The organism is Paenibacillus sp. J22P277, assembly GCF_059383675.1.
In genome coordinates, this window is sequence record NZ_JBXENS010000002.1 from 311,662 (window position 1) to 324,212 (window position 12,551).

The following is a 12,551-nucleotide window of genomic DNA, read 5'->3' on the forward strand; positions in this document are numbered from 1 at the left end:
AAGCAAGTACTATCTGCTCTCATTGGTTTGATAAGTAAGAATATATCATTGTTTCAATCTGCCAATACTTTGATTCTGTATCTTTATTCACTTTCGTGGATGAGTTGAATCTCTTTGATGATCGTCCGGTCTATCCCACTCTGTCTTCTAACTCTATCGGCCGCATTACTTGATAATTTCAGGAATAATTCAGGATCGTAATATAATTTTTTTATGCTCTCCGCCAATCCTGCATAATCTTCCGCATCTACGAGCATGCCGCAATTATTGTCCACAAACTCAGGAATTGCCGACACATTATTTGTAATTGGGACTAAGCCAGACGACATAGCTTCATCTCGTGATACCCCTTGCGAATCCCATCTGGTTGGATTAATAAATATACCGTAATCTTTGTTTAACTCTGAAATTTCTTCTTGCCGCAAAAACTTTTCCTCTAAAATTATATTCTTGAATTTTCTTAACGGTTTTACCGTTTCTTTAAATAACTCACCTTCACCAATAATTCTGAATTCCATATCCTTAAATATTGGATCGTTAGAAAGTTCAATAATAGCTTTAACCGTTAAATCATTCGCATATTTTTTACTTGCGAAGGGTCTAATAGAAAGCACTTTTTTTCTTAGATTTGTTGATTTCTCAATATAATCAAACAAATCGCTATTGATGTAATTATGAATAACACTGTATTTGTCATTCGGCAATTTGATGTTTAGATCTTCAAAAACTTCATTCACAAAATAGTTAGATACAAAAACAAAGTGGATATCGTAATTCCTATCATTCTCTGAAAGGTCAAATATTTCTTTCCAGAAAACAGCTCTTTTCTCAGTCTCAACCTTCGCATTCACTAACTGTTGTTGAGTGGTATAATTATATTTTCTTCTCCACCAAGGTTGAATTTCGGCTCCGTGGATCCATATAATTACTTTCCTGCCTTTTAGACTATGTTTAATACTGTTCCACATTGATTCAGATAAAAAATGAATTAATACGGTATTATATCTTCCACGCAGCAGAGCATTATTTGCTCCCTCTAATTCCCCACTCGTTATATCAATTCCACTAAATTCCGAAAACCCACTCGGATACCTGGCATTGCATTTAAACACATCTACAGCCTGTCCCATATTTTTATATTCTTTTAATCGAGTGTGTATAAATGCATAACGGTATAGATCCGAATAGTCCGGATAATGGTCGGCAATTAAAAGTGTTGTCGATTTACTCAAAAAACAACCAGTGTCAAACTCAATATTTCCAAAGATAATCTCTTTAATTTTACAGCTTCCTTGTCCCGAAAATCTGAATCCAATTTTCAGATATAACGCTTGTTTCTCCGTCTCAATCGAAATTTTACGATTGCATGGTTTAACGAGGCTGCTAATTTTATTATGGTTCTTATCCAACAAAACAACGACAAGGTCAATCGTGAAACGAGATACATATTCTACGTTTAAAATCAAATCAATGACCGGTTGATCCGTCAACTCACGAATCTCATAGATTTTAGTTAAATAACTGTATTCATGTGTTCCGTTTAAATTTGATTCTACAAAAACCGTATCGTGTTCCATTTTCGCTGAAATTTGTTTTGATTTTTTAATAGCCTCTACAATCTCGGATCCGGAAATGATTTTATTGGTAGTGGCTATATTTCGAGCTTGAATTTGATCTACATTCCCATATATGGTTTCCATGCCGATTCCTTTATCCATGATGAACAAATCGTCGACCTCACCGCATTCGTCACCTGAATAGTCCATACAATAATTGTATTCGTCAATAGATAAACAGGACTCTCGAATACTACCCTCAGCAATGGAACCCATAAATTTTTTCAGTTCGCTTACTGAAAAATATTTAGCTTGAACAAATGACTTCCTAAGATATGCCATATCGGTAACTCTATAAGAATCACCACTGTCCAAACGGTTAATTTTACCGTTCTGCTGCACATAATAAGTAGCTTTACTTATCATCGGCAGCCGAGTATACTTCAATGCCAGTACATAGTCAGTAATATAATTCAATCCATAGTAATCGCGATGGGAGAAGAAGGCTAAATAGTTGTATTGTTGCTGCAGCGTTTCAACCACTTGATCCGTCAAATCACTAATCAATTCGATCTGCTCAGATACGAATTCGAGTTCATCCAACTTAAAATCAGTATTATCTGAAACAATAATGAGTTTCTTATGCAAATAAGCTTGTTTATTGAATTGACGTATAACTAGTTCCGCTTCTACTTTGGATCCGGCTTGTGCTATGATTGCGACTTGTTCAGGTACTTCATTCAATTGATTCTCGAATACTTTATTTACCATAAAGGAAAGACGATCTGTATACGTATGCTCAGTCAGTACTTTCCGCAATCCTAACAACCTGAATTTAGAATAATATTGCGCATCCTTGAATTTGGTTATTTCCTCGCCAAGCCGTTTACTATCATCCGTGCACACTACGAGATCGCCCAATAAATTCCGAATCGCTCTCGAATAATTGCTTACAGTTACAGTGTTAGACGCTAATAGCTCAAATACCCTGCGAGCGCACATACTTTGCGACTGCTTGACCGAATTCAAATTAATATTAAAACGATAGCCTTTGTACGCTTTCTCAATTTCATCAGGTTTTAAATTTCCGATAATGTACTTTTTGTACGAATTCGGAAAAGTGTAATTAGGATCATGATTATAATAGTTTCGATCGTAGATATCTAATTCCTTATGGAGCGTTATGGTATTCACAAACGTCTCCAAGTCTTTTATTCGATCCGGATATCGCTTATAGTAGGCACCGGCAAAGCAAAATTTATCCTCCCTATCGAAACTTTCGATAGGGTTATGATACTTTGGCTGAGCCGCAAAGGGCATCAAATACACACGATCATGCTTTAGCAATGTCTTGTAATTCTTAATAACATCTATATCCGTTGTAAATACATAATCCGCATATTGTGCTGTCGCTATGAAAGTATTAAAGTGAACCGGATCCTCTTTATTCCAAAAAATAATGGGGATATCGTTTTTTCTGCAGTAGTTCAAAACAGCTATCAATTCGTCACTCAAATGGGCGACCTTCGTATTCCACAATCCATCGATCCCTCTCCAGGCCGACTCTAGAAAAAACATATCTGGTTTGAATTGTTTCATTTCATGTTCCCAATCGTGGGGCGTTATTTGAAGGATATTGCACTCAGGCGCAAAGGAATGATAAGTAAACTCATCCATAATGCAAGCCAACCTGATTTCTTTAAGAAGTGAAAACTTCCGCTTAAACTTCTTCGAAAGAAACGATAAACCTGGAGGAACCTCTAAATCGATGGACTGTCCTGTTGCTTGTACCTCGTTCAGGATCTCGGAACGCAGGCGATATATCTCTTGAATTTTTGTTTCAATATAACTTAAGTCCATACTAGTGTCTCTCCTACCGTTGATTAAAAGTTATCCGGAATTCTTTTTCTCAATTTCCAATATTTCAATGTAAGTTTCCCTAATTTCGCTTCACTAAGCAGCTTATACTTCTTTGATATATTTACGTATTTCGCTTGTATCGTATTGTGTTCGAAAATTGCATCTTTATATTTGCTCAAGGTCAGTTCTTCGCTGTCCAGCCTACTTAATAGTTCTTTATTCTTTTGAATAATCAGTTGTTCCAGTTCGTTGATCTTTTGTTTATAAAATTGAACTTCTTCTTTAATGCGTGCAGCTTCCTCCTCGTTCGACTTATTTTCACTGAGTGCTGCGATTTGTTCTTTCAAGTTCATATTCTCAAGGATGATTTGATCAGTTAGCTGCTTGCTTTTTAAGCTTTCCAATTCCAACTGTTCATTTAGTGCCAGGATTCGTTCCTTCAAACTGGTATTCTCTATTGCATATCCGTCTGCTTCCTGTTTCACTTTTATATTTTCTATTTCCAACTGCTCACTTAAAGATTTTGATTTGGAGAGTTCGGCATTATAATGCTTAACTTGCACATCTCGCTTTTCCAAGTCATCTAACAACGCTCTTTCGACTGTATAATAATTATTTTCCATTTGCTTAATTAAATCGGGAGTAACAAAAAACGAGCCTTCTTTTTGCATCTCGGCACTCTTGTGAGCAACCAAGCCAATCCATTTGCCAAAGAATTTCACTTCACTGATAACGAACCGCGGTTCAACCTCTTCAATTAAGTTACACAGGTAAAATGTTTTTTTGTGATCTATATAATCATTAATTCCAAACGGCACCGTTATTATTAACGTACCGTTTTTTGACAGTAAATCCGATACTTTCTCAAATAAACGCGTTGAAGACGAGAAATGTTCTAAAACTTCTGCCAATATAACAGTTTCGAATACTTTTTCCGCAGTAAATTCAAATACACTGTTTGCGAAATATTCAACATTTCTTTTAACGGCATCGCTTTCGCCATTAAGCGCATTTTTTGCGAACAAAATAGCCTCTTCTTCAATATCAATTCCTATCGCTTGTTTACCTTCCCTTGCCAACAACACCTCGGTAATTCCTTGTGAACAGCCGATATTTAAAACCCTATTTCCTTGTGCTTTTGAGCATATCCAATGAATCCTCTCTCTGGTCTTGCGCGCGAATTGATCTCCCATTTCACCATAATATGCTTCTGTTACTCTATCTAATAACTTCATACACTTCACCCTTTAATCGGCTGCTGATTTTAGACATATTACCAAAGTTGATTACTTCTAAACCCGATCCCGGTTGGGACCCGACAATATTTTTTGTATCGAATAATTTAGGAGTTCTCATCACTCGTGCCATTTCTAAATGATTCAGCATCTTGAATTCATTATGATCTGTTAAGACTAAAATGAGATCGGCAGCTACAATAGCTTCTTCAAGGCTATAAAACTCATCCAGATTTACGTGGGGATCATGAATCATCAGGCGGTATCCTTCGTGCTGCAATAATTCGATGACCTCCATCGCCGGAGACTCTCGCATATCATCAACGTTACCTTTATAGGTTACGCCAAAAACCGCTATATGCGGATGTTTAATATGGCCTATTAAATCCTTTGTAACATCAACGACAAACTGCGGCATGCTATTGTTCGTATCTCGTGCCATCTTAATTATATTAGCGTAATCAGGCGCTTTCTCGTAAACGAAATAAGGATCGACTGCCAAGCAATGGCCGCCTACGCCTGGTCCCGGATTATGCAGGTTTACGCGCGGATGTTTATTGGCCATTTGAATAACGTCCAGTACATTAATATCTAATTGATAACAAATCTTCGCAAGCTCGTTGGCCAGTGCGATATTGACATCTCGAAACGTATTTTCCATGCATTTGGACATTTCGGCCGTCTTGGCCTCCGTTTTAATAATTTCCCCTTTTACGAACAAGGCATAGATTCTAGCAGCCGCTTCCGTACAATTAGGCGTAACGCCGCCAATAATGCGGTTATTATGTATCAGTTCTTTCAGAATCTGACCAGGCAGAACGCGTTCAGGACAGTGGGCCAAATAAATGTCGCGTCCGATCTCGAACCCCTCGGCTTCGAATAACGGTCGGATAAAATCATCCATGGAACGCGGGCCTATCGTTGATTCGACAATAACCGTAGCGCCTGTCGATAAATAGGGCATAATCGAACGACATGCGTTTAATACGTAAGTAAGATCGCAGCTCATGTACGAATCGTTCTTATTCGGCGTTGGAACTGCAATAATGTAAACATCTGCTCGTTCAGGTGCTACTGATGCCCTGAAACGCTTGTTAGCGACCGCGGCGGTTATCATTTCCGCCAAGCCCGGCTCCTCAATATGAATATCCCCGCGATTCAGTACCTCAACAACCTCGGGCTTGACATCGACACCGATAACCTCACAGTCGTAACTCGAGAACATCGCGGCTGTCGGCAACCCAATGTAGCCTAGACCCATAACACAGATTTTCATGCTATCCCATCCTGCCCTTTGATATTTTCTTCTCTTTCAGTCTATCGATTAGCAATCTCGAATATTGGTCTACCCGATCTTCCCAATGATTTTGCTCCACAAAGTCACGGTTGAGACGAGTCAACACGTTCGATTGTCCCAACTCTAGAACAGAATCTTCAAACTCTTGGTAATTATGATAAAACTTAAGATTATTATCAGAGAACTTATCCAATTCACGCCAATATGAGCTGATGACCGGTTTATTAAATGATACATATTCATACATTTTAACAGGATCTACTGCTTCTGTTAATTTATTTATTTCAAAAGGCAATAACATAATATTACCCGAATAGACATAATCGATTATTTCAGCATGATCGAGGACGCCTAACCAAATTATATTGGGCAATAAATCCAAATCAATTTCTGAAGGGCCAATGAGATATATCGTGTAGTGAGGATTGGATCGTGCAAACTGCCTCAATATTCGGAAATCCAGCCAATGACTGATCGTTCCGATATAGATAAGATTAGGTTCTTGCAAGATCACTCGTGATGGCATGCGGCTAAAGGCGATTCGATCCAGTGCGTTATGAATGGTTGTAATCGGAATACTTTTATTCTTTGATCTATCGAGGAGTTCGTGCTTCAATTGACCCGAGCTCGTAATTACCGCGTCTACGCGATCCAAAGTTTTTCGCTCTTCCTCAAGCAGGCGTTCTCTTGTAGATCCATCATAGAAATAAGGCATATTGTCCATGCACTCATAGACCAACAAACAATTTGACAACAATCTTTTCGGAATGTAATTCAAATGGAACGGATGCGTGACGATAATGATGTCGTATCGCTCGAAATGCAGTTTGAATCGAACTCCTATGACATTCAATTTTTCGACGATTTTGTATTTTAATGCAAACGGAAGCACGTACGCATCCCGAACCTTTAAATTCCCTTGCGCGAATTTCCGAATCGTAGTTTTCCCAAACGGATTCAATGAGAAGTAATCGACTTCAAACCCTTTCAAAGACAAATAATGAGCTATAAATTGAGGCCGCTGTTTAATCCATTTCCAGTTAACAGTGGAGAAGTATAGTATTTTCATATTTCCCTCCCTTCTCAAACGACGAACGAACTTATATTAAAAACACTAATTTCAATGATTATTTTTGAACTTGCCTACGATTTCCTTAGCAGGACCTATTTCTTTCACACGGCCGCTCTCCAGCCATAGCACCCGATCACAGATCTTCTCGACTTGTCCCAACGAATGCGAAACAAAGAGCACAGTAGTCCCGTCCGCCGTCATGTCATTTATTTTCTGCTCCGATTTTTCTTTAAATTTAAAATCCCCGACCGACAAGACTTCATCGACAATTAGAATCTCGGGTTTGACGATGGTCGCGATCGAAAATCCTAGACGCGCCTTCATCCCCGAAGAATAATTTTTCAAAGGAGTATAAATGAACTTGCCAAGTTCTGAGAAATCTATGATTTCGTCGAGCTTTTCTCTAATGAATTTTTTCGAATAGCCCAACAGCAACCCGTTAAGCATGATATTCTCCATTCCTGTCAACTCGCCATTAAATCCGGCTCCAAGTTCAATTAACGGAGCAAGCGTCCCTATTCGTTCAACCCTTCCCGTTGTTGGCTTTTGTACCCCTGCGATAATCTTCAGCATCGTGCTTTTGCCGGCGCCGTTCATGCCAACAATGCCAAACATCTCTCCTTTTTTGACGGAGAAATTAACATCCTTCAACGCAAAAAAATCTTCGTAACGCATTTCCTTTTTGAACTTTTTAATCACGAAATGCTTTAAAGAATCTACTTTTTCCGTTGCTAATCTATATTTCATCGTAAGATCTGAAACCTGGATCGCAATGTCTCCCATAGTAAAACCTCAACTTTATAAATGATAAATGAATTTGTCTTGCGTCTTAAAGAAAACCAGCAAACCGATACATGCATAAACAATAACGTAACCGATCGCAATGAAATGCATCTCCATAGATGGCAAGTCGCCATATATCACTATGTCCCGAAACATCGTAACTATAATATAAAGTGGGTTTAATTGGAAAATAAAACGATACTTGTCTGGAATGATTGTTTCCGGATAGAAGATGGGCGTCATGTACATCAACACGAGCAAGATCACCGAATAAAAGTGCTTAATATCCCTAAAAAAGACGGTGATCGATGATAAGAGCAGCCCGATTCCTGCCGAGATTCCCAATAAATAGAGCATCGGCAAGACGAATAATAAATTCACCCAACGGAACGGGACGCCCGTCACCGCCATTAGGATGACGACAATTACCATGGAAATGGTCGTGGTTACAAATGACGAACTAACGCGCGATAAAGGGAAGAAATACTTAGGAACATACACTTTGCGCACCAACTGTCCGTTTGCTTGGATAGAGTCCATCGCAAAATTAGTCGATTCCGAAAAAAATTGGTACAATATCCTGCCCGTCAGTACATAAACGGGATAATACGGGATATTACTCTTAAATAGTTCCATGAAGATAATCGTCATTACAATCATCATCAATAATGGATTTAACATGCTCCATAAAATGCCTAGTGCAGAGTTCCTGTATTTGATTTTCACATCCTGCTTCACCAATTCAAAAAACAAATCTTTATATTTGAATAGATTACTAACGTACGTCCTCATCCCAGACTCCTTTTGATATCGAATCGTGCTTTGCTCGCTTTTTCTATAATTCGACAAATTATTTGTATTATGATAAATATATAATATTCTTTCTATTCCATAAGGAAATCGAGATGAAATATGAAAAAGTTTGAAATCCTCATGTCTACCTATAATGGCGAAAAATATATTTCAGAGCAACTGGATAGTATTTTTAAGCAGACTTATTCCAATTTTTCTATCCTCATTCGAGATGATGGCTCAACAGACAATACGCTTGATATTTTAATTGAATGGGCGACAAGATTCCCGAATCAAATTGAAATCATTCAAGGCGAAAACATTGGGGTAGTCAGTTCTTTCCTCTATTTGTTGCGCCAAGCAAACTCTGATTACATTTGTTTTTGCGATCAAGACGATGTCTGGTTGCCGCATAAATTATCGACGGCTGCCTGCAGCCTGGAGTCGTTAGGTACGGATAAACCCGCCATGCTTTTCACAGCGACGCAAATGACGACCTCCAATCTTAACTTCACGAAAGTTTGGCCGCGTCAACTTTCTAGGCCGCCGTCTTTCTATAATGCTCTGATTCAAAATGTTGCCGTTGGAGCAACGATTTCCCTAAATCGTCATGCACGAGAACTGATTTGCGGTAAAGAACCTGAAGTAGCCAACCTGATCATGCATGACTGGTGGGCCTATTTATGCATTTCGGCCTTTGGGAATATTTCATTCGAACCCCAGCCATCCATGCTTTACCGACAGCATGCCAACAACGTTGTCGGCGGAGAACGCTCAAGTATAGATAAAATAAAAAAGAAATGGCGAAGTTATAGGAGGCATAAAGGCAGTCGCCTTCTCCATAGACAAGCCAGAGAATTTGAACGGCTTTACGGAAGCCGGCTTAATGCCGATAAATCAAAACAACTGGCTTTATTTCTCGGGCCTCGCCCCCTTTTCAAACAAAGAGTCACGTTTTTATTTCGATCCAAGCTATACAGACAATCAACAATCGAACACTTTTTATTCAAAATCCTTGTTTTAATTAATTATATTTAGTTTTTTCAAACATTACCGAGCCAGACTCACCCCATAAAATACAAGTATTATAGTAAAATTCCGGAGTATTTAAAAGGCATTTAAATACATTAAATCAATATTTTCCACAATCTCTCTTGTCAACTTAAAGAGTTTCGACAAAGAAGTAGAAAATCCTTGTTTATTCGCTCTGTCTAAATGGAGTCAAGATCCTCATTGTAAATATGATATTAATATTTTATCGAAACTTTATTGTCTTTTATGCGTCAAATAACTATAATACTATCTTATTGACCAACATAGTTGCATTTTCTGCCAGCCAAACTCGATATTCCTATTAGGAGAATGGAATGAAATCCATTAAAAAAGAGAAATTAAAACCTATTCAGCCACCATCTGACATTTCGCTTATTAAATGGTCCGTACTTGCTGTAATCACATTGTTATTGTTTATTTATCCTTATAACAGCAGCCTTTTGTTTGTTGGCTACCTGCAAATGTATGAGCGATCTCTATTTGGGGTCGAGATTGTATTTTTCGTCCTGATGCTGATCGGCACCATTTATTTGTTCAAGACGACCAGATTAGACAGCTGGAAGTCGCTTCTTGCAGCGCTCATATGGTTGATACCGTTTACATACTTGATTTCCAACTTCAATGCCGCATCGGTTCATCAATCGCATATCATGATTAATGTTACCTTCACGTTCGCTGCCGTTTTCCTTTTGGGGCTCTATTTCGGAGATTCCATCAGAGCAAGGCAAGTACTGCTTTACGGCATGCAGTTATCGGGTTACGGCGTCGTTTTCTACGGTCTAGCTAATATGTTCGGACAACGTTACTTTCCGGATGCACTATGGTACCAACAAGAGGTATATCGAGTTACCGCGGTGTTCCAATACCCGAATGCTTATGCCGCTTATCTTTCTGCCTTGTTTTTAGTTGGACTCTTCCTTATTGTACAAGCCCGATTATCGTACTTGCGTTTTATTCATGCCTTCATGCTCGTGCCAATTTGGGTGTCCTTCATGCTTACTTTGTCCCGGGGCGCCTTGGTTATCGTGCCAATATTGATTTTGCTCGTGCTGCCTTTCCTGAAGTTCAAGCAGCAATTGCTGTTCCTGCTTTATACCTGCATTTCAATAATCGCCTCCTTCGCGATTCTGGGCAAAACGACTTCAACCATGAATGCCATTGCTCCCCAGGTTCTTCCGAAGACAGCAGGCGGCAACCCGAATCTGATATCAGTCTGGTCTAGATTGCCGCTTGAGGGCTGGTCGTTGATTATTATTGCGGGCCTTATATCCGCAGCCGTCATACTATTGTTGCACAAGTTGCTTAACGACCGCTTGGAAGCAAAATTCGCGGTGTTTGCCGCAACCAGAAGATCGTATGCAATCGTTCCCGTTGCATTAGTCGTCATTACCTTGGCAGGCGCCTTCCTGCTCCTGGCCAGCAGCAGCGTACGTCAATTATTGCCTGGCGAAATCGCCGATCGACTCGAGAACATCAACCTCAATCAACACAGCGTGCTCGAACGTGGAACGTTCTATAAAGACGCGTTGAAGATTTCTGCCGATTATCCCGTTTTCGGGGCAGGCGGCGGCGGATGGAATGCTCTCTACGAGAAATACCAACATAACCCGTATAGCAGCAAACAGGTTCATAGCTTTTACCTGCAAACGCTTGTTGAAACCGGTTGGGTAGGACTGCTTGTTTTGATAGGTTTCATCGCCTGCGTATTTTTCATTTACATAAGAGGCTATATCAAGGACAACGACGAAGAAAAATCCCACTTTGCATTCTATATCATCGTTGTTTCTCTTCTCGTGCATAGCGCAATCGATTTTGATATGAGCTATATTTACCTGGCTATCATGGTCTTTTTATCGCTGGGATTGATGGGGGCCGCTTACGGTGAACGGATGGCACTTCCCGAGAAGATTCGCCAAGACGAAGTTTCGGGAAAAGTCTGGAGGATCGGTCTCCCCACAGGCATTGCCTTATTGGCATCCATTATGTTAATCGGTTCTTGGAGATCCTATATGGCCGATTCCTATTATCGTAATGCTATTTCCCTTGCCTCTGACAAGCAGCATCAACTGAAGGATTTAATTCCACCGCTTGAGGATGCTATTACGTATTCACCGAGCAACCCAGAATATATCCTTCGCGAAATCGATTGGCTGAATCAGGCTTTCAATCAAACGAAGGATCAACAGTACTTACAAAGCACTTCGTTATTAGTCGATCGACTTCGGAGATCCGAACCCTATAATCGAGATCTATTCCTGGTTGAATTTACGCTGGATAAAAACCTGGGGAATATCGATAAAGCACTATACGTACTCGAAGCAGGCATTAAAACCAGGCCTTGGGACATTGAATTTTACGAACGTACAATCTGGGAATATGCGCAAGCAGGTATTGCTGAGCAGAAAAACGACGTAACAAACGCCCTTAAGAAATGGAAGCGCGCCAAAGAACTCTATGACGAGGTTCTTGCCAGAATCGATCTTCTGAAAGCTTTGCCGAAGGAACAGCTCCAAGGACGAGATTTCAGTGTTACGCCGCTTATTCGTCTAGCGATCGCACAAATCGACGTTGAACAAAAGAACTATAAGGAAGCAGTCGACATCACCAAACCGCTAACGAAACATAAACTGGACGAAAAGTATGTAGTAAATGCATTACAAGTCTATCTGGATGCTCTAAATGCCCAGGGAAAAGACGATAAAATAATAAGAGGAAAATTAGAAGATTTTAATATCAAATCAGAGAAATAGTCACACTTTGCGGAATTCAAACAAACTTTTGTGGCAATTTTAATGAAATTTCCCTTCTTTTTTACATTTATTGACCTACTATATCGTAATGAGATATTATATAATAACTTCTGGTAAAAGATCTCTTTTGATTCTATTGAAAGGAGGTGAAAA

General features: G+C 39.4%; 8 protein-coding genes. 2 read left to right on the top strand and 6 right to left on the bottom strand.

The window, feature by feature from the left end; all coding sequences use genetic code 11:
* Positions 1-83 precede the first annotated feature (83 nt).
* The 6 genes from AC50YL_RS06060 to AC50YL_RS06085 are packed head-to-tail and all read right to left on the bottom strand — an operon-like array spanning position 84 to position 8,595.
* Positions 84-3,416, bottom strand: a complete 3,333-nt coding sequence (locus AC50YL_RS06060) for a glycosyltransferase family protein (protein ID WP_494830189.1) — start codon at positions 3,414-3,416, stop codon at positions 84-86.
* Positions 3,417-3,439: 23 nt separating this feature from the next.
* Positions 3,440-4,651, bottom strand: coding sequence for a class I SAM-dependent methyltransferase (locus AC50YL_RS06065; protein WP_494830191.1), 1,212 nt, complete (start codon positions 4,649-4,651; stop codon positions 3,440-3,442).
* Complete coding sequence (locus tag AC50YL_RS06070; protein WP_494830193.1) at positions 4,635-5,927, bottom strand: nucleotide sugar dehydrogenase; 1,293 nt, start codon at positions 5,925-5,927, stop codon at positions 4,635-4,637. The genes AC50YL_RS06065 and AC50YL_RS06070 overlap by 17 nt, the downstream gene beginning before the upstream one ends.
* A 1-nt stretch (position 5,928) precedes the next feature.
* Positions 5,929-7,017: a glycosyltransferase gene (locus tag AC50YL_RS06075; protein ID WP_494830195.1), complete on the bottom strand. Its 1,089-nt coding sequence runs from the start codon at positions 7,015-7,017 to the stop codon at positions 5,929-5,931.
* Positions 7,018-7,068: 51 nt separating this feature from the next.
* Positions 7,069-7,803, bottom strand: a complete 735-nt coding sequence (locus AC50YL_RS06080; RefSeq protein WP_494830197.1) for an ABC transporter ATP-binding protein — start codon at positions 7,801-7,803, stop codon at positions 7,069-7,071.
* A gap of 15 nt (positions 7,804-7,818) precedes the next feature.
* The gene (locus AC50YL_RS06085) at positions 7,819-8,595 is read right to left on the bottom strand and encodes an ABC transporter permease (RefSeq protein ID WP_494830199.1); all 777 of its coding nucleotides are present in this window, start codon (positions 8,593-8,595) and stop codon (positions 7,819-7,821) included.
* 120 nt (positions 8,596-8,715) lie between these two features.
* Here AC50YL_RS06085 and AC50YL_RS06090 point away from each other — a divergent pair, with 120 nt between their 5' ends.
* Positions 8,716-9,633 carry a glycosyltransferase family 2 protein gene (locus AC50YL_RS06090; RefSeq protein ID WP_494830201.1) on the top strand — a complete coding sequence of 306 codons (918 nt, stop codon included), beginning with the start codon at positions 8,716-8,718 and terminating at the stop codon, positions 9,631-9,633.
* 329 nt (positions 9,634-9,962) lie between these two features.
* Positions 9,963-12,398: an O-antigen ligase family protein gene (locus AC50YL_RS06095; protein WP_494830203.1), complete on the top strand. Its 2,436-nt coding sequence runs from the start codon at positions 9,963-9,965 to the stop codon at positions 12,396-12,398.
* The last annotated feature ends 153 nt before the right edge of the window (positions 12,399-12,551 follow it).

Coding starts and splice junctions, on each gene's coding strand:
- AC50YL_RS06080 (WP_494830197.1), bottom strand. CDS start 7,803: ATGGGAGACATTGCGATCCAGGTTTCAGATCTTACGATGAAATATAGA.
- AC50YL_RS06085 (WP_494830199.1), bottom strand. CDS start 8,595: ATGAGGACGTACGTTAGTAATCTATTCAAATATAAAGATTTGTTTTTT.
- AC50YL_RS06065 (WP_494830191.1), bottom strand. CDS start 4,651: ATGAAGTTATTAGATAGAGTAACAGAAGCATATTATGGTGAAATGGGA.
- AC50YL_RS06090 (WP_494830201.1), top strand. CDS start 8,716: ATGAAAAAGTTTGAAATCCTCATGTCTACCTATAATGGCGAAAAATAT.
- AC50YL_RS06060 (WP_494830189.1), bottom strand. CDS start 3,416: ATGGACTTAAGTTATATTGAAACAAAAATTCAAGAGATATATCGCCTG.
- AC50YL_RS06070 (WP_494830193.1), bottom strand. CDS start 5,927: ATGAAAATCTGTGTTATGGGTCTAGGCTACATTGGGTTGCCGACAGCC.
- AC50YL_RS06095 (WP_494830203.1), top strand. CDS start 9,963: ATGAAATCCATTAAAAAAGAGAAATTAAAACCTATTCAGCCACCATCT.
- AC50YL_RS06075 (WP_494830195.1), bottom strand. CDS start 7,017: ATGAAAATACTATACTTCTCCACTGTTAACTGGAAATGGATTAAACAG.